Below are 18,573 nucleotides of genomic sequence, written 5' to 3'. Positions count from 1 at the left end.
GTTTTACCGTGGTCAACGTGGCCGATTGTACCAACGTTTACGTGCGGTTTTACGCGTTCAAACTTTTCTTTTGCCATCTTAAAAAATTCCTAATAAAGAAATTAAAGCCTGACTCACTATTGAGCCAGACAAGCTAAAATTATATAACAGCGCGAGCTGAAATTATTGTATCTGCAACGTTTTTAGAGGCTTCAGCGTACTTCACAAACTCCATAGAGTATGAGGCACGGCCCTGTGTTGCAGATCGTAAAGCAGTCGCATAACCAAACATTTCAGAAAGAGGAACCTGCGCATTAATTTGCTTAAGTCCACCTAATGCATCTTCCATGCCTTCGATTATGCCGCGGCGACGGTTTAAGTCGCCAACTACATCACCCATATTTGAATCAGGAGTGAGTACTTCAACCTTCATTACTGGCTCTAGTAGTACAGGGTTAGCTTTAAGCGCCCCATCTCTCATTGCCAGTGAACCTGCTATTTTAAATGCCATTTCATTCGAATCTACATCATGGAATGAACCATCATATAAAGTCGCTTTAACGCCAAGTAATGGGTAGCCTGCCAGTACACCTTGAGACATTTGCTCTTGGATACCTTTGTCTACCGCAGGGACGAACTCTTTAGGAACAGAACCACCTACTGTTTCGTTAACGAACTCGTAAATTGGTGACTCATCATCCGTAATATCCATCGGTTCAAGTTTAATCCAAACGTGACCATATTGACCACGACCACCTGACTGACGTATAAACTTCCCTTCAACCTTAACAGTTGAACGAATAGCTTCTCGGTATGAGACCTGCGGCTTACCAACGTTACATTCAACACTGAATTCACGTTTCATACGGTCGACGATGATATCTAGGTGAAGTTCACCCATGCCAGAGATTATAACCTGGCCTGATTCTTCGTCAGTTTGTACTCGAAAAGAAGGGTCTTCAGCAGCTAGTTTACCCAGCGCGATACCCATCTTATCTTGGTCAGCTATAGTGCGAGGCTCAACCGCAATAGAGATTACTGGTTCAGGGAATTCCATACGCTCAAGCGTAATAATAGAATTCGGATCACACAATGTTTCACCTGTTGTTACGTCTTTAAGACCAATAGCTGCCGCGATGTCGCCTGCGAAAACTTCTTTGATCTCTTCACGAGAGTTTGAATGCATCTGTACGATACGGCCAAGTCGCTCACGCTTACTTTTTACTGGATTATATACCGTGTCACCCTGTTTAACAGTACCAGAGTAAACACGGAAAAAGGTCAAGGTTCCAACAAACGGGTCTGTTGCAATCTTAAAAGCGAGTGCAGCAAACGGCGCCTTATCATTAGCTGGACGTTCTTCCTCAGTACCATTTTCTAAGATACCTTGGATTTGTTTCACTTGCTCTGGTGAGGGCATATATTCAACAACGCAATCAAGCACAGCTTGAACACCTTTGTTTTTAAATGCGCTACCACAAGTAACTGGAACAATCTCATTAGCTAATGTTCGTTGGCGTAAAGCATTTTTAATTTCTGCTTCACTTAACTCTTCACCTTCTAAGTATTTATCCATTAGTTCTTCTGTTGCTTCAGCAGCGCTTTCAACTAAGTGAGAGCGCCATTCTTCAGCTAATTCCAGAAGTTCTGCCGGTATTGCCTCATAAGAGAAAGTCATACCCTGGTCCGCTTCGTTCCAGTTAATCACTTTCATTTTTATAAGGTCAATAACACCTTTAAAGTCGTCCTCAGCGCCTACAGGCAACTGAATTGGAACAGGCGTTGCTCCAAGACGAGATTTCACCTGGCTAACCACAGCTAAGAAGTCAGCGCCCGTGCGATCCATTTTATTTACGAAGATCATTCTCGGAACTTCGTATTTGTTCGCTTGACGCCAAACTGTCTCAGTTTGCGGCTGTACACCAGATGAAGCACAAAGAACAACTACCGCACCATCTAATACGCGTAAAGAACGCTCTACTTCGATAGTGAAATCTACGTGTCCTGGAGTATCAATAATATTGATACGATGGGCGTCAAATTGAGCGTCCATCCCTTTCCAAAAACACGTTGTTGCAGCAGAAGTGATTGTGATACCACGCTCTTGTTCCTGCTCCATCCAATCCATAGTTGCAGCGCCATCATGTACTTCACCGATCTTATGAGAAAGACCCGTGTAGAACAGAACACGTTCTGTTGTGGTGGTTTTGCCTGCATCTACGTGAGCGACAATACCTATATTACGATAGCGCTCAAGTGGAGTTGTACGTGCCATATGATCCTCTTAAAGGTTAAAGACAGATTACCAACGGTAATGAGCGAATGCTTTATTCGCTTCAGCCATACGGTGAACGTCTTCACGTTTCTTAACCGCAGTGCCTTTATTATCAGAAGCGTCAACGATTTCTTGAGCTAAACGTAAGCCCATAGATTTTTCGCCACGCTTACGTGCAGCGTCTACTAACCAACGCATACCTAATGCGTTACGACGAACTGGACGTACTTCAACTGGTACTTGATAAGTTGAACCACCAACACGGCGAGATTTAACTTCTACCTGTGGGCGGATGTTATCAAGTGCAGTTTCAAAGATTTCTAGGTGCGACTTGCCTGATTTCTCAGCAGCCACGTCTAGCGCACCATAAACAATTTTTTCAGCAGTAGATTTCTTGCCGTCTAACATCACGATGTTAACGAATTTAGCAAGAAGTTCCGATCCGAACTTAGGATCTGGAAGAATTTTACGTTGACCGATTACGCGTCTTCTAGGCATTTTGTATCTCCGGTTTATTCAGGTTTGCTCTTTCGAGTCAATCACCCAAAACAATAATTATAAATATTTAGTGCTTGGCCTTACTAACGGAAAACAATTAGCCTTTAGGGCGTTTTGCACCGTATTTAGAACGAGCTTGACGACGATCGCTAACGCCTGCACAGTCAAGTGCACCACGAACAGTGTGAAAACGCACACCTGGTAAATCTTTAACACGACCACCACGGATTAGGATTACACTATGCTCTTGAAGGTTATGACCTTCACCGCCAATGTATGAAGTTACTTCGAAACCGTTAGTTAAACGTACACGTGCTACTTTACGTAACGCCGAGTTTGGTTTCTTAGGTGTAGTTGTATATACGCGAGTACATACACCGCGCTTTTGCGGACACGCTTTTAGTGCAGCTGAGTTACTTTTCGTAACCTTGCTACGGCGTGGCTTACGCACTAGCTGGTTAATAGTTGCCATTTAAATAGCTCCTGAAATTAAAATTACTACTGAAAAAAATAAAAAATCCGCCCTTTATTTACGAGCCTGCATTAAGCACACAAGTAAATGGGTGGCGGAATTTTAATGAGCAAAGTTTAACCTGTCAACCTAAACTAACCGCAAGACAGCATATAACTGACTTGCGATCACTTAATCTATTGATTAAGAACAGTTTATTGATTTCCAGACAAATCAGCATTTAGAGCGTCTGTAAGTGCTTGAGTTGCCTCTTCTGCACTTACTGTTTGCTCTTCTACTACTACTTTGCTTTGTTTACGGCGAGCCATACGTTCTTGATGATACGCAAAACCGGTACCGGCTGGGATCAAACGACCCACAATTACGTTTTCTTTAAGACCGCGAAGCTCATCGCTCTTACCATTCACTGCCGCATCTGTAAGAACACGTGTTGTCTCTTGGAAAGACGCTGCAGAGATGAAAGATTCTGTTGCTAGTGATGCTTTTGTGATACCCATTAACTGGATTTCAAACTTAGCTGGTATCTTACCTTGTTTTTCAAGGTCACGGTTTGCGATATTAACGCGCGCCACTTCGATTTGTTCACCGGCTAAGAAGTCAGTATCACCGCCGTGCATAATGGTACATTTACGTAACATTTGACGGATAATTGTTTCAATGTGCTTGTCATTGATCTTAACGCCTTGCAAACGGTAAACCTCTTGCACTTCGTTAACGATATAGTTAGCAACATGAGTCACACCACGTAGGCGTAAGATGTCATGCGGTGATTCAGGACCATCGGCGATAACTTCACCTTTAGACACTTGCTCACCTTCAAACACGTTAAGTTGACGCCATTTAGGAATCATCTCTTCGTAATGATCACCTTCAGCTGGAGTAATAACTAAACGCTTCTTACCTTTAGTCTCTTTACCGAAGCTAATTGTACCAGTTACTTCAGCTAATATAGCTGGTTCTTTTGGCTTACGAGCTTCAAATAAGTCGGCTACGCGTGGTAGACCACCCGTGATATCACGAGTTTTCGAACCTTCTTGCGGAATACGTGCTAACACGTCACCTGGGTTTGCTGTAACGCCGTCAATAACTTCAATCGTCGTGAATGAAGGAAGACGTGTTTCTTGCAGACCACGCTCTTCACTTTCGATGATAAGCTTTGGTTCTTTCGTATTTACTTTAGCAAGATCTTTTACAACTACACGGGTTAAACCAGTTAGCTCATCAGTCTGTGCTTCAGTATTTGAATCATCGATATCGCTGAACGATACTTTTGATTTATGCTCAAGAACGATTGGGTGACTATGCGGGTCCCAAGTAGCAACGATATCGTTACCTAGAACTTCAGCATTGTCTTGCACTGTTAATACCGCACCGTAAGGTACTTTATAACGCTCTTTCTCACGACCATGACTATCAATGATAGTAATTTCCGTAGAACGAGAGGTAATAACAATCTTACCGTCTGTGTTTAATACGTACTTAGAGTTATGAAGTTTTAATGTACCGTTAGTTTTAACTTGTACATTATTTTCTGCAGACGCTCTAGATGCCGCACCACCGATGTGGAAGGTACGCATTGTTAACTGTGTACCCGGCTCACCAATTGACTGTGCCGCGATAACACCCACTGATTCACCAGCGTTGATGATATGACCACGTGCTAGGTCACGACCATAACAGTTAGCACAAACACCAAAGTCATTATCACAAGTGATAACAGAACGTACACGAACTTCATCTACTGAATGCTCTTCTAAAAGATCACACAGTTTTTCGTCTAGCATGATATTACGTTCAACAAGCACTGTATTAGTACCTGGAATCACAATATCTTCAGCAACAACACGACCTAGAACACGTTCACGAAGTGCTTCTACAACATCACCACCTTCAATAAGCGGTTTCATTGTTAAGCCATCTTCTGTGCCACAGTCATCTTCATTGATTACCAAATCTTGTGCAACGTCTACTAGACGACGCGTTAGGTAACCCGAGTTTGCTGTTTTAAGTGCTGTATCGGCAAGACCTTTACGCGCACCATGCGTTGAGATGAAGTACTGAAGTACGTTTAGACCTTCACGGAAGTTAGCTGTGATTGGAGTCTCGATGATTGAACCATCTGGACGTGCCATTAGACCACGCATACCCGCCAACTGACGAATCTGTGCAGCACTACCACGAGCACCTGAGTCGGCCATCATAAACACTGAGTTAAATGACGGTTGCTCTACTTCTTCACCTTGTGCATTGATAACTGTGTCTTTCGACAAGTTAGACATCATCTCACGTGATAAGTTTTCGTTTACACGTGACCAGATATCGATAACTTTGTTGTACTTTTCACCAGCCGTTACAAGACCTGATTGGAATTGTTGGTTGATTTCAGTAACTTCAGCTTCAGCTGATTCAATTATCTGTGCTTTAACCGGTGGGATAACTAAGTCATCAATACCGATAGAAACACCTGACTTCATTGCATAATGGAAACCGGTGTACATAACTTGGTCAGCAAAGATAACTGTATCTTTAAGACCTAGACGACGGTAACACTCATTCAATAAGCCAGAAATCTGCTTTTTACCTAGCGGCTGGTTGATTGACGCAAACGGCATGCCTTTAGGTAAAATTAGAGACAGAATCGCACGACCAACAGTTGTATCGATAACAGTAATAGTATCTTCTACTACGCCGTCTTCGTTTTTAACTGATTGGCTAATACGTACTTTCACAATTGCGTGAAGGTCTGCATTGCCACTGCGGTATGCTTTTTCTGCTTCTTTTGGATCTTTAAATATCGCGCCTTCGCCTTTAGCGTTAATGCGGTCACGAGTCATGTAATAAAGACCCAATACAACATCCTGTGAAGGAACGATGATTGGCTCACCATTCGCAGGAGATAGAATGTTGTTTGTTGACATCATCAATGCACGAGCTTCAAGCTGCGCTTCGATTGTTAACGGTACGTGTACCGCCATTTGGTCACCATCGAAATCGGCGTTGTACGCCGCACATACTAATGGATGCAAATGAATCGCTTTACCTTCGATAAGCACAGGCTCAAACGCTTGGATACCCAAACGGTGAAGTGTTGGTGCACGGTTAAGTAATACTGGATGTTCACGAATTACTTCGTCAAGTACATCCCATACTTCCGGAACTTCACGTTCAACCATCTTCTTAGCAGCTTTGATTGTCGTAGCCATGCCGCGACGTTCTAATTTGCCATAGATGAATGGTTTGAATAGCTCTAGTGCCATCTTCTTAGGAAGACCACATTGGTGAAGCTTAAGTGTAGGACCAACTGTGATTACAGAACGGCCTGAATAATCTACACGCTTACCAAGTAAGTTCTGACGGAAACGACCTTGCTTACCCTTGATCATATCAGCAAGAGATTTAAGAGGACGTTTGTTAGAACCTGTAATTGCACGACCACGACGACCGTTATCAAGTAGCGCATCTACCGCTTCTTGTAACATACGTTTTTCGTTACGTACAATAATGTCTGGTGCTGCTAAATCTAGTAGACGCTTAAGACGGTTATTACGGTTAATAACACGACGGTAAAGGTCATTTAGATCAGATGTCGCAAAACGACCACCGTCTAATGGTACTAATGGGCGTAGATCAGGTGGCAATACTGGAAGTACTGTCATGATCATCCACTCAGGGTTATTACCTGATTGGTGGAACGATTCCATTAACTTAAGACGTTTAGTGATTTTTTTACGCTTAGTTTCAGAGTTAATTGTTGGTAACTCTTCACGCATCTCAGCAATTAATTGAGCAAGATCAAGTTCACGAAGCAAGTCTAAAACTGCTTCAGCACCCATCTTAGCTTCAAACTCATCACCGTGCTCTTCTAGTGAATCTAAGTATTCTTCTTCACCTAATAGCTGACCACGCTCAAGCGTTGTCATACCAGGTTCAGTTACTACGAATGATTCGAAGTAAAGAACACGTTCAATATCACGAAGCGTCATATCTAGCATTAAGCCAATACGTGACGGTAATGATTTTAAAAACCATATATGTGCAACTGGGCTCGCAAGGTCGATATGACCCATACGATCGCGTCGCACTTTAGTGAGTGTTACTTCAACGCCACACTTTTCACAGATCACACCACGGTGTTTAAGGCGTTTATATTTACCACATAAACACTCATAATCTTTCACTGGGCCGAAAATACGGGCACAGAATAAGCCATCGCGCTCAGGCTTGAAAGTACGGTAGTTAATAGTCTCAGGTTTCTTTACTTCACCGTATGACCATGAACGAACCATGTCTGGTGAAGCAAGACCAATGCGAATTGCATCGAATTCTTCGGTCTTATTTTGTTGCTTCAGAAACTTAAGTAAGTCTTTCACCTTAGCTCTCCTGTCGGAGTTAATCTTGAGGACGGATAATCTCGTCCCTACATTCTATTCAGCCGTAACAGATGCTGCAGCGTTAACTGCAGCATCTAATTGGCTTAATTTTCTTCCAACTCGATGTTGATACCCAGTGAGCGGATTTCTTTCAACAATACGTTGAACGATTCTGGCATACCTGGTTCCATTTTATGGTTACCATCAACGATGTTTTTATACATCTTAGTACGACCGTTCACGTCATCCGATTTCACTGTTAGCATTTCTTGTAGAGTGTAAGCAGCACCATAAGCTTCAAGTGCCCATACTTCCATCTCACCAAAACGCTGGCCACCGAACTGTGCTTTACCACCCAGCGGCTGCTGAGTAACAAGGCTGTAAGAACCAGTAGAACGTGCGTGCATCTTATCGTCAACCAAGTGGTTAAGTTTAAGCATGTACATGTAACCAACAGTTACTTGACGTTCAAACTGATCGCCAGTACGGCCATCATAAAGTGTAACCTGACCACTACGAGGATAGCCCGCAAGCTCAAGCATGTCTTTGATTTCGCTTTCTTTCGCGCCATCAAATGCAGGAGTAGCTATTGGTAAACCACCTTTTAAGTTTTCAGCTAGACGACGAATTTCGTCATCAGTGAAGCTAGCAATATCTACAACTTGGCGAGATTCGCCAATTTCGTATGCTTGCTTGATGAAGTCACGTAGCTCATGAAGCTCACGTTGCTCTTTCATCATCTCTTCAATACGTTCACCGATACCACGTGCAGCAAGACCCATATGTGTTTCAAGGATCTGACCGATGTTCATACGTGATGGTACACCTAGTGGATTCAATACGATATCTACCGTACGACCTTTGTCATCGTAAGGCATATCTTCTACTGGTACGATAGTCGAGATAACACCTTTGTTACCATGACGACCCGCCATTTTATCACCCGGTTGGATACGACGTTTAACAGCTAGGTATACTTTAACAATCTTAAGTACGCCTGGTGCTAAGTCATCACCTTGGGTAATTTTACGACGTTTGTTTTCAAACTTCTTATCGTATTCAGCTTTAAGTTCATCGTATTGTGCAGCAAGCTGCTCAAGCTCAGCTTGCTTGTCTTCTTCAGCAAGGCTTTGCGTAAGCACTTTTTCAGCATTTAGAGATGCAAGTTTATCTTCATCAAAACCAGCAGCTATAAGTAGCTTACGTGCACGGTCTAAAACGCCTGCTTCTAAAATACGGAACTCTTCGTTGAAGTCTTTCTTCGCTTCGCGAAGCTGCATGTCTTCAACTTCTAACGCGCGTTTATCTTTTTCAACACCATCACGGGTGAAAACTTGCACGTCAATTACAGTACCAGTTACAGAATTTGGTACACGTAAAGAGCTGTCTTTAACGTCAGACGCTTTTTCGCCGAAGATAGCACGCAGTAGCTTCTCTTCAGGTGTAAGCTGTGTCTCGCCTTTAGGAGTCACTTTACCTACTAGGATATCGCCGCCTTTAACTTCAGCACCAATATATACAACGCCTGATTCATCAAGCTTGCCTAGCGCAGACTCACCCACATTCGGGATATCTGCAGTGATCTCTTCTGGACCTAATTTAGTATCACGGGCAACACACTGTAGTTCTTGAATATGGATAGTCGTTAGACGATCTTCTTCAACTACGCGCTCTGATAACAAGATTGAATCTTCGAAGTTATAACCGTTCCATGGCATGAATGCCACGCGAAGGTTTTGACCAAGGGCTAAGTCACCTAAGTCAGTCGAAGGACCATCTGCTAACACGTCACCACGAGTAACCGGTTCGCCAACCATACAAGTTGGTTTTTGGTTAATACATGTATTTTGGTTTGAACGTGTGTATTTGGTTAAGTTGTAGATGTCGATGCCCGCTTCACCAGGAATGCGTTCTTCTTCATGTACATTTACAACGATGCGACTTGCGTCAGCATACATTACTTCACCACCACGTTTAGCAACGATAGTTACACCAGAATCTTTCGCTAGTGTTAACTCAATACCAGTACCTACTAACGGCTTATCCGCTTTCAATGTTGGTACTGCTTGACGTTGCATGTTTGAACCCATCAATGCACGGTTAGCATCATCGTGTTCTAAGAACGGGATAAGTGCTGCCGCTACAGAGATCACCTGTTGTGGTGATACATCCATATACTGCTGGTCCATGCGACCCATAAAGGTAGATTCACCTTTGTGACGACATGGGATAAGTTCATCAACAAACTCATTGGTTTCAGTTAAGTTTGAGTTCGCCTGTGCGATAACAAACTGACCTTCTTCAATGGCTGATAAATAATCAACTTCATCAGTTACAACACCGTCTACCACTTTGCGGTAAGGTGTTTCTAAGAAACCGTAGTCATTTGTACGTGCGTACGTAGACAACGAGTTAATTAGACCGATATTTGGACCCTCAGGAGTCTCGATTGGACATACGCGACCATAGTGAGTTACGTGAACGTCACGTACTTCAAAGCCTGCGCGTTCACGAGTTAGACCGCCCGGACCTAATGCAGAGATACGACGTTTATGCGTAACTTCTGATAGTGGGTTATTTTGGTCCATAAACTGTGATAACTGAGACGAGCCGAAGAACTCTTTAACAGCTGCCGAAATAGGCTTAGCGTTAATAAGATCTTGTGGCATTATCGCGTCAAGGTCACCTAAGCTTAAACGCTCACGTACAGCACGTTCAACACGTACTAGACCAACACGGAATTGGTTCTCAGCCATTTCGCCAACACTACGTATACGACGGTTGCCTAAGTGATCGATATCATCAACATCGCCTTGACCGTTACGAATAGCAATTAATACTTTCATAACAGACACGATGTCTTCTTTGCTTAATGTGCCAGGGCCTGTGTCTGTATCGTAACCAACACGGCTATTGAACTTCATACGACCTACAGTAGATAAGTCATAACGTTCTTCAGAGAAGAACAAGTTCTGGAATAAGGCTTCAGCCGCGTCTTTCGTCGGTGGCTCGCCTGGGCGCATCATGCGGTAAATTTCTACTAGTGCTTCTAAACGGCTGCTTGCAGAGTCAATGTTTAATGTATTTGACATGTAAGCACCGCTGTCCACTTCATTGATATATAACGTATCAATTTTAGTGTAACCGGCTTTAACCAATTCAGCCATTAGCTCTAGAGTTAGCTCGTCATTTGCATTTGCAATAACTTCACCAGTTGACTCATCAACATAGTTTTTAGCTACAATACGGCCAATGATGTACTCATGTGGTACTTCTAATTGCTTAATGCCTTTCTTTTCGATGCTCTTGATGTGGCGAGCCGTAACACGACGACCGCTTTCAACAAATACTTCACCGTCTTCGCTCTTGATATCAAAAGCGGCAGTTTCACCACGTAAACGCGAAGGTACAAGTTCCATAAGAACTTTACCATTCGTTACTTCAAACGTAGTGTTATCGAAGAACATATCTAGGATTTGTTCGCTAGAATACTCTAGTGCACGTAGGATGATAGACGCCGGTAATTTACGACGACGGTCAATACGTACATATAAGTTATCTTTTGCATCAAATTCGAAGTCTAACCATGAACCACGGTAAGGTATAACGCGTGCGTTATATAATACTTTACCCGATGAATGGGTTTTACCGCGGTCGTTATCAAAGAATACACCAGGGCTACGGTGTAGCTGAGAAACGATAACACGCTCTGTACCATTGATTACAAAAGTACCGGTATCTGTCATGAGCGGAATTTCGCCCATGTAAACTTCTTGCTCTTTAATGTCTTTAACTGTGCCTGGTGCTTCTTTGTCCATAACAACAAGACGCAGTTTCACGCGAAGTGGAGCAGAATAAGTCACACCGCGAATTTGACATTCTTTTACATCGAAAACTGGCTCACCAATACGGTAACTTACGTATTGAAGCTCAGAATTTCCCGAGTAGCTTTTAATAGGGAACACAGAACGGAAGGCAGCTTCCAAACCATGATCGCCATCAGCGTCCGGCACTAAGAATTTTTTAAACGATTCTAACTGTGTAGACAGTAAAAAAGGTATATCCAAAACTTGTGGACGTTTACCAAAATCCTTACGGATACGTTTCTTTTCAGAATAAGAGTAAGCCATGGGGTTCCTCAGCTTGCTGATCTTTGACCCGACCTGTTCTTGTAAGAACAGACTTAACTGGCAGCTATGCCAAGATTTTACAACATTTAACTGTTGTTCTAATTAGATCCCACTTTAACACTAGCAAACTATAAAGCGTTGAAAGTAAAGAAAAAATCAGATTTTATTTGAGCTAAAAGAGTGCATCACTCTATAGCGCAAAAAGGCCGGTGATTAAATAATCACCAGCCCTTGCCTGATTTCTCAGGCAGCGAACTTAGCAAAAGCTAAATTACTTAACCTCAACTTCAGCACCAGCTTCAGTAAGATCTTTTGCAAGTGCTTCAGCTTCTTCTTTAGATACACCTTCTTTAACAGGTGTAGGAGCAGCTTCAACAAGAGCTTTCGCTTCTTTAAGGCCAAGGCCAGTTGCGCTACGAACAGCTTTGATTGCAGAAACCTTGTTAGCGCCAGCGCCAGTAAGGATTACGTCAAATTCTGTTTTCTCTTCAGCAGCTTCAGCAGCTGGACCAGCTACCATTGCAGCTGCAGCAGTTACGCCGAATTTTTCTTCCATTGCTTCGATAAGAGCAACAACGTCCATTACTGACATTTCAGCAATTGCGTCAAGGATTTGGTCTTTAGATACAGACATTACAAATTTCCTAATAATTAACGGACATTACGTCCAAATAAATTTTACACCGAAAGTGAGATTAAACAGCTTAAAATTAAGCAGCTTGCTCTTCTTTCTGTACACGTACTGCTTCAATTGTTTTACACAATTTGCCAGCAGACGCTTCTTTCATAGCACTCATTAAGCGTGCAACAGCTTCGTCGTATGTAGGTAATGTAGCAAGCATTGCTGCATCAACAACATTTCCTTCAAAAGCGGCCGTTTTAAGCTCGAATTTCTCATTCTTTTTCGCGAAATCTGAAAAGATACGCGCAGCAGCACCTGGGTGCTCTGATGAGAAAGCGATTAAGCTTGGACCAACAAATGAATCAGAAAGACACTCAAAATCTGTTCCTTCAAGAGCACGTTTTGCTAAAGTGTTACGGACAACTTTCATCCAAACACCATTTGCACGAGCTTCTTTACGAAGGGCAGTGATTGCGCCAACTGTTACACCACGAGAATCTGCAACAACTGCAGATAGAGCACCATTGGCTGCTTCGTTGACTTCAGCAACTATTGCTTTTTTGCCTTGAAGATTTAAAGCCATGGGTGTTACTCCTGGTTTAATGGGGATACCGATTATCGGATTCCCCTGTTCTACTCTTCCCTACCAAACAAGGTAGAGATGCTTTTTACGGCGAGAGCCAGAAGGATTAGGAAAAATCTATCTGGGGTCTACACCGTCTACGTAGGTGAATATTAAGGCCGAAGCCACCTACGGTCTTGGACGGAAGCCCAATTTATCGTTAACCCCGAAGGCTTAACGAAATTATGGACTTCAACCCGAATTCTTTACTTTGCCAATTAATAAATTAATCAACAAAATGGCGCGAAATTATAGTACAAATTTCACGCCATGTAAACACTGATTAAGCTACAGTTGTGCTTAAAGTGTTTTGGTCAACAGAAACGCCTGCGCCCATTGTTGTAGAGATAGTTACTTTCTTCAAGTAAACACCTTTAGCTTGAGAAGGTTTAGCCTTCTTAAGCGCAACAATTAGAGACTCAAGGTTTTGTTGTAATTGCTCTGCAGTGAAATCAACCTTACCAATAGTAGTATGGATGATGCCATTTTTGTCATTACGGTAACGTACTTGACCTGCTTTAGCATTTTTAACTGCTTCTGCAACGTTAGGCGTTACAGTACCAGTTTTAGGGTTTGGCATTAGACCACGTGGGCCTAAGATTTGACCTAGTTGACCAACAACACGCATAGCGTCTGGTGATGCAACAACAACGTCAAAGTTCATCTCGCCTTTTTTAACTAGTTCAGCAAGATCTTCCATGCCTACTAATTCAGCACCGGCTTCTTTTGCAGCTTCTGCATTAGCGCCTTGTGTGAATACAGCAACACGAACGTCACGACCAGTACCGTTAGGTAGTACAGTAGCACCACGAACGTTTTGATCAGATTTACGAGCATCGATACCAAGGTTAACGGCAACGTCAACACTTTCTACGAATTTAGCTGTCGCTAACTCTTTTAAAAGAGCAACTGCTTCATTGATTTCGTAATCTTTTGTTACTTCCACTTTTTCGCGGATAGTACGCATACGTTTAGTTAATTTAGCCATTTCTTAGTCCTCTACGTTCAAGCCCATCGCACGCGCAGAACCTGCGATAGTGCGAACCGCTGCGTCCATATCGGCAGCTGTAAGGTCAGTTCGTTTTGTCTCAACAATTTCTTCAAGTTGAGCACGAGTTACTGTGCCTACTTTATCAGTGTTAGGACGGCCTGAGCCTGACTTGATACCAGCAGCTTTCTTAAGTAAGTAAGCAGCAGGTGGCGTTTTCATGTCGAACGTAAATGAACGGTCACCGTAAACAGAGATCACTACAGGAACTGGAGCGCCTTTTTCGATAGACTCTGTACGTGCGTTAAACGCTTTACAGAATTCCATGATGTTTACACCGTGTTGACCTAGTGCAGGACCTACTGGAGGACTAGGATTAGCCATACCAGCGGCAACTTGTAGCTTGATTAGAGCTTCAACTTTTTTAGCCATTATAAATACCTCATTTGGTGGGTCTCAGCCTTGTGCGCGCGAGGACGCGTACTCTAACGGCTTCCCAGTTTAAAAATTGGTTTCGTACTTTTTGCACAGTAAAAATAAATTTTACCTTAATACAAAAAGGCCGCTGATTATAAGTTAATCAGCGGCCTTTTTCAAGCTTCATGCCAAAATTTAAATAAAAATTAGCGAAGCTTTTTTAATCAATTACTTATCTTGCTCAACTTGACCGAATTCAAGCTCAACTGGCGTAGAACGACCAAAAATAAGTACAGATACTTTTACGCGGCTCTTTTCGTAGTCAACTTCTTCAACTACACCACTGAAATCTGCAAATGGTCCGTCTGTAACGCGAACAACTTCACCTGGTTCAAATAATGTAGCAGGTTTAGGTGCTTCAGCATTTTCTTGAAGGCGATTAAGAATGCGTTCTGCTTCTTTAGGAGTTATTGGAGCAGGACGATCAGACGTTCCACCAATAAAGCCCATTACACGTTCAGTGCTGTTCACTAAGTGCCAGCTTGCGTCATTCATATCCATTTGTACTAATACATAACCTGGAAAGAATTTACGCTCAGATTTACGCTTTTGGCCAGCGCGCATCTCAACAACTTCTTCAGTTGGTACTAGTATCTCACCAAAGCTCGATTCAAGACCTTCGATTTTAATATGTTCAGTTAACGTTTGAGCTACACGCTTTTCGTAACCAGAAAAGGCTTGTACTACATACCAACGTAACTTAATTTCTTTGTTCTCGTTCTCATCCGACATGGGATCAGATCTCCAATCCAGTTAAAAAGCCTACAGCGCGGAATAAAATGCCATCTAATCCCCAAAGGATAAGTGCCATAATCACTGTTGCAACCATTACAATTAATGTCGTGTGGGTAGTTTCTTGGCGCGTTGGCCAAATAACTTTGCGTACTTCAATTCGAGCTTCTTTAGCGAAAGCAAGAAAGTTACGTCCCTTAAATGTTTGCGAGGCAATTGCTAATCCGGCCGCTATTGCAACAACAACGCCGATAGCACGTAGTAGTACAGATTGATCTGCATACATGTGATTACCAACAACTGCGCCTGCAAGTAGCGCGATTGCTACTAACCACTTTACTGACTCCATCGCACTTGATGGTGTTTCTACATTCGTGCTCATAATATTATTACCTTAACTACAGACACAACAACCCTACACTACGGCAGGGTTAATCCATTAAAATCTAAACTTAAAAACAGACTTAATTTAAACCGGTTTTTAATCTCAGACTACTCAAATAACAAGTAAGACTGGCAGGGGCGGAGAGATTCGAACTCCCAACCATCGGTTTTGGAGACCGCTGTTCTACCAATTGGAACTACGCCCCTGCAAAGTGGATGCCTATTATACTTACGCAGTTCATTAACACAAGCCTAAAAGATACCCACATTGGAAAATCTAATTAATTAATTACATTATTGTTTAAACTGCTAATAATTTAATCGGTTATATAAATGTGCAATCCTAAAATATTGGTTATTTTTCTAAGGTTTTATAAACATCATTCAGTAAGCTTGAAGCACCAAACCTAAATGTATTTGCTTGCAAATAATCATCACCCATTATTGCGCGTGCTAGCGCTAAATAATCACTGGCATCGGCAACAGTTTTAACACCACCGGCAGCTTTAAAGCCCACACGTTTATTTGATTTTTTAATGGCTGTTAGCATAATTTTTGTTGATTCAAGGGTTGCATTAATGGCCACTTTACCCGTACTGGTTTTTACAAAATCGGCACCACCTTCAATTGCCAATTGAGTAGCCTGCGTTATTAGCGCTTCGGTTTTTAGCTCACCGCTTTCTATTATTACTTTTAGCTGGGCGCGCGACCCACATGCTTTTTTACTTTCGCTTACATAGCTAAGTACTGTTTGAACATCGCCCGCTATGAGTTTTTTGTAAGGAATAACCAAATCAATTTCGTCAGCGCCGCGCTCTATTGCAATAAGTGTTTCGTTAATTACATCACTCAGTGGCGCATCACCTGTTGGAAAGTTAGTAACCGTTGCAACTTTTACGTGGTTAAGCTCACGCGCTGCGAGTGCTATTTTTGCATCATCAACAAAGTCGCTATAAACACATACAGCGGCAGGCGTGCCCAGCGTCGGGTTTATACTATCAACAAGCGCTTGAATGTTTTTGGTTGTATCGCTGGTGTTTAAGCTTGTTAAATCCATCAGTGCGACTGCTAATGCGGCATCTTTTTGGTGTTGTGTCATTAGAGCTCCGTTGCTTATGTAATACCAATTTTATTAAAAACATAATCATTTTAGCGTATTAAATAACTCACTAACTACGTCAAAAATTATTTATATAGAACAACTATGTATCATAATTTTAGCCTTGTTATTGAGCTATTTTCTCGTCGCTATAATAGATCACTAATTTAATGCAATTGGTATAAGTACAAAATTTGATATGCCTCCATATTAACAAATTAAACCAAACTCGCTATAGCTCATAACCAAACACTATAAGCTGGTTATTTTACTTGTAACTCGGCGCAATCCCTTGTTAACTAGCTCTTAGGCCTAAAAAGCCTACCTATTATAACTTTTGGTTATATCAACTTGGTTTTAATTATTTTTTACTTATTGATAGCCGCTATATTCTGCTTATCAGAATAAAGTGTTTTCTTATATTTGAATTTGTTTAGGGGTCTTATTAACGTGCAGTATTTACCTATCTTTACCAAACTCGACAACAAACCAGTATTGGTTGTTGGCGGTGGAGAGGTCGCATTACGCAAATGTCGCGCGTTTTTAAAAGCGAGAGCGAGCGTTACTTTAGTAGCGCCTTGGTTTTGCGACGAACTAAAAGAGCATGCACATAATAATGAAGTAACGCTTATTGATGCTTATTTTGATGAATCGCATCTCGATGGCAAAATGCTTGTTATCGCAGCAACCGACCGCGATGAAGTAAACAACAACGTATTTGAACTTGCCAATGCCCGCAATGTATTTGTAAACGTGGTTGATGACCAACCTAAATGTACGTTTATATTCCCATCCATTGTTGACCGCGACCCAATTACGATTGCTATATCAAGTGCAGGCACAGCGCCGGTACTTGCGCGTCGCTTACGCGAAAAGCTCGAAACCCTTATTCCGCATCATATTGGCCCACTTGCAACACTTGTCGGTGGCTTTAGAGACAAGGTAAAAAAACGCTTTAAACATTTTTCAGACCGCCGCCAATTTTGGGAAGGCGTATTCGACTCATCTGTCGTCAGTAAAGTGCAAACCGGTGATACTCAAGCCGCACAGCAGCAATTAGAGCAAATGCTAGATGCTAAAGCAGAACCTGAAGGCGAAGTATATGTAGTAGGTGCAGGCCCAGGCGATCCAGAGCTTTTAACACTCAAAGCACTGCAACTTATGCAACAAGCCGATGTGGTTGTATACGACTTTTTAGTGTCTGACGAAATTATGGAATTAGTGCGTCGTGATGCTGACCTTATTTGTGTAGGCAAACGTTTAGGCGATCATAGTGTTGTTCAAGACGACACCAACCAAATGCTGGTCGACCTTGCTAAACAAGGCAAAAAAGTGTGCCGCATTAAAGGTGGCGACCCGTTTATTTATGGTCGTGGTGGCGAAGAAGTACAAGTACTAGCTGCTAACAACGTAAATTATCAAATTGTACCAGGTATTACAGCCGCTGCAGGTTGTAGTGCTTATGCGGGTATTCCGCTTACGCATCGTGACCATGCACAAGCCATTCAATTTGTAACTGGCCATTGTAAAAAAGACGGCCAAGAACTTGATTGGCAATCGCTGGCAAAAGCTAATCAAACGCTTGCTATTTACATGGGCGTAATTAAATCGCCGCACATACAAAGTGAGCTTTTAAAACATGGCCGCAAAGCAGACACCCCTGTTGCCATTATCGAAAACGGTACACGCAAAAATCAGCGTGTAGTAACAGGCCAACTAGGCGAACTTGCCGACTTAATCCAGCGCAACAGCATTATATCGCCTGCGCTACTCATTATTGGTGAAGTAGCCGCCCTGCACTCGCAACTAGCGTGGTTTGGGAAAAACGAGCAAACAAGCAGCTTTGCACAGCCGCTAACAGATGTATCAAATACATAACCGAATTTTAAATTTGTAACTTTTAATCATTTTAGTAGGACGACTAA

The 18,573-nt window shown here is 42.4% G+C and carries 13 protein-coding genes, 1 tRNA gene and 1 pseudogene; 1 reads left to right on the top strand and 14 read right to left on the bottom strand.

The window, feature by feature from the left end; all coding sequences use genetic code 11:
* The 14 genes and pseudogenes from I6F42_RS13790 to deoC all read right to left on the bottom strand — a co-directional run.
* A pseudogene (locus I6F42_RS13790) lies at window positions 1-77 on the bottom strand (elongation factor Tu); the annotation flags it as partial.
* A 62-nt stretch (window positions 78-139) separates the two neighbouring features.
* Window positions 140-2,254, bottom strand: coding sequence for an elongation factor G (fusA, locus tag I6F42_RS13785; protein ID WP_007580132.1), 2,115 nt, complete (start codon window positions 2,252-2,254; stop codon window positions 140-142).
* A 27-nt stretch (window positions 2,255-2,281) separates the two neighbouring features.
* Window positions 2,282-2,752, bottom strand: a complete 471-nt coding sequence (gene rpsG, locus I6F42_RS13780; RefSeq protein ID WP_010555004.1) for a 30S ribosomal protein S7 — start codon at window positions 2,750-2,752, stop codon at window positions 2,282-2,284.
* A gap of 97 nt (window positions 2,753-2,849) precedes the next feature.
* Window positions 2,850-3,224 (bottom strand): 30S ribosomal protein S12, encoded by a 375-nt coding sequence (gene rpsL / locus I6F42_RS13775; protein ID WP_002958885.1) that lies wholly within the window; start codon window positions 3,222-3,224, stop codon window positions 2,850-2,852.
* A 194-nt stretch (window positions 3,225-3,418) separates the two neighbouring features.
* Complete coding sequence (gene rpoC / locus I6F42_RS13770; protein WP_007580130.1) at window positions 3,419-7,594, bottom strand: DNA-directed RNA polymerase subunit beta'; 4,176 nt, start codon at window positions 7,592-7,594, stop codon at window positions 3,419-3,421.
* 104 nt (window positions 7,595-7,698) lie between these two features.
* On the bottom strand, window positions 7,699-11,724 hold the full coding sequence (gene rpoB, locus I6F42_RS13765; protein ID WP_007580127.1) for a DNA-directed RNA polymerase subunit beta: 4,026 nt from the start codon (window positions 11,722-11,724) through the stop codon (window positions 7,699-7,701).
* 271 nt (window positions 11,725-11,995) lie between these two features.
* Window positions 11,996-12,358, bottom strand: a complete 363-nt coding sequence (gene rplL / locus I6F42_RS13760; protein ID WP_002958882.1) for a 50S ribosomal protein L7/L12 — start codon at window positions 12,356-12,358, stop codon at window positions 11,996-11,998.
* Window positions 12,359-12,434: 76 nt separating this feature from the next.
* The gene (rplJ, locus tag I6F42_RS13755) at window positions 12,435-12,929 is read right to left on the bottom strand and encodes a 50S ribosomal protein L10 (RefSeq protein ID WP_002958881.1); all 495 of its coding nucleotides are present in this window, start codon (window positions 12,927-12,929) and stop codon (window positions 12,435-12,437) included.
* 322 nt (window positions 12,930-13,251) lie between these two features.
* The gene (gene rplA, locus I6F42_RS13750; protein WP_007580124.1) at window positions 13,252-13,956 is read right to left on the bottom strand and encodes a 50S ribosomal protein L1; all 705 of its coding nucleotides are present in this window, start codon (window positions 13,954-13,956) and stop codon (window positions 13,252-13,254) included.
* Between the two features lie 3 nt (window positions 13,957-13,959).
* Window positions 13,960-14,388, bottom strand: a complete 429-nt coding sequence (gene rplK / locus I6F42_RS13745) for a 50S ribosomal protein L11 (protein ID WP_002958879.1) — start codon at window positions 14,386-14,388, stop codon at window positions 13,960-13,962.
* Between the two features lie 213 nt (window positions 14,389-14,601).
* Window positions 14,602-15,165, bottom strand: a complete 564-nt coding sequence (gene nusG / locus I6F42_RS13740) for a transcription termination/antitermination protein NusG (protein WP_007580122.1) — start codon at window positions 15,163-15,165, stop codon at window positions 14,602-14,604.
* 4 nt (window positions 15,166-15,169) lie between these two features.
* Window positions 15,170-15,547, bottom strand: coding sequence for a preprotein translocase subunit SecE (secE, locus tag I6F42_RS13735; protein WP_002958877.1), 378 nt, complete (start codon window positions 15,545-15,547; stop codon window positions 15,170-15,172).
* A gap of 132 nt (window positions 15,548-15,679) precedes the next feature.
* A tRNA-Trp gene (locus I6F42_RS13730) sits at window positions 15,680-15,756 on the bottom strand.
* A 148-nt stretch (window positions 15,757-15,904) separates the two neighbouring features.
* Window positions 15,905-16,648 (bottom strand): deoxyribose-phosphate aldolase, encoded by a 744-nt coding sequence (deoC, locus tag I6F42_RS13725; protein WP_197152482.1) that lies wholly within the window; start codon window positions 16,646-16,648, stop codon window positions 15,905-15,907.
* Window positions 16,649-17,098: 450 nt separating this feature from the next.
* On the opposite strand from deoC, the gene cysG reads away from it, so the two are divergent.
* On the top strand, window positions 17,099-18,526 hold the full coding sequence (gene cysG / locus I6F42_RS13720) for a siroheme synthase CysG (protein WP_101164434.1): 1,428 nt from the start codon (window positions 17,099-17,101) through the stop codon (window positions 18,524-18,526).
* Window positions 18,527-18,573 lie beyond the last annotated feature (47 nt).

Source organism: Pseudoalteromonas sp. SWYJZ12 (assembly GCF_015864395.1).
GTDB classification, from domain to species: domain Bacteria; phylum Pseudomonadota; class Gammaproteobacteria; order Enterobacterales; family Alteromonadaceae; genus Pseudoalteromonas; species Pseudoalteromonas arctica.
This window is presented reverse-complemented; position numbering and strand designations above follow the sequence as displayed.

Excerpts from the sequence above, each read along its gene's own strand:
- rpsG (WP_010555004.1), bottom strand. The coding sequence starts at position 2,752 with ATGCCTAGAAGACGCGTAATCGGTCAACGTAAAATTCTTCCAGATCCT.
- rplL (WP_002958882.1), bottom strand. The coding sequence starts at position 12,358 with ATGTCTGTATCTAAAGACCAAATCCTTGACGCAATTGCTGAAATGTCA.
- nusG (WP_007580122.1), bottom strand. The coding sequence starts at position 15,165 with ATGTCGGATGAGAACGAGAACAAAGAAATTAAGTTACGTTGGTATGTA.
- rplA (WP_007580124.1), bottom strand. The coding sequence starts at position 13,956 with ATGGCTAAATTAACTAAACGTATGCGTACTATCCGCGAAAAAGTGGAA.
- deoC (WP_197152482.1), bottom strand. The coding sequence starts at position 16,648 with ATGACACAACACCAAAAAGATGCCGCATTAGCAGTCGCACTGATGGAT.
- rpoB (WP_007580127.1), bottom strand. The coding sequence starts at position 11,724 with ATGGCTTACTCTTATTCTGAAAAGAAACGTATCCGTAAGGATTTTGGT.
- rplK (WP_002958879.1), bottom strand. The coding sequence starts at position 14,388 with ATGGCTAAAAAAGTTGAAGCTCTAATCAAGCTACAAGTTGCCGCTGGT.
- secE (WP_002958877.1), bottom strand. The coding sequence starts at position 15,547 with ATGAGCACGAATGTAGAAACACCATCAAGTGCGATGGAGTCAGTAAAG.
- fusA (WP_007580132.1), bottom strand. The coding sequence starts at position 2,254 with ATGGCACGTACAACTCCACTTGAGCGCTATCGTAATATAGGTATTGTC.
- rpsL (WP_002958885.1), bottom strand. The coding sequence starts at position 3,224 with ATGGCAACTATTAACCAGCTAGTGCGTAAGCCACGCCGTAGCAAGGTT.
- rplJ (WP_002958881.1), bottom strand. The coding sequence starts at position 12,929 with ATGGCTTTAAATCTTCAAGGCAAAAAAGCAATAGTTGCTGAAGTCAAC.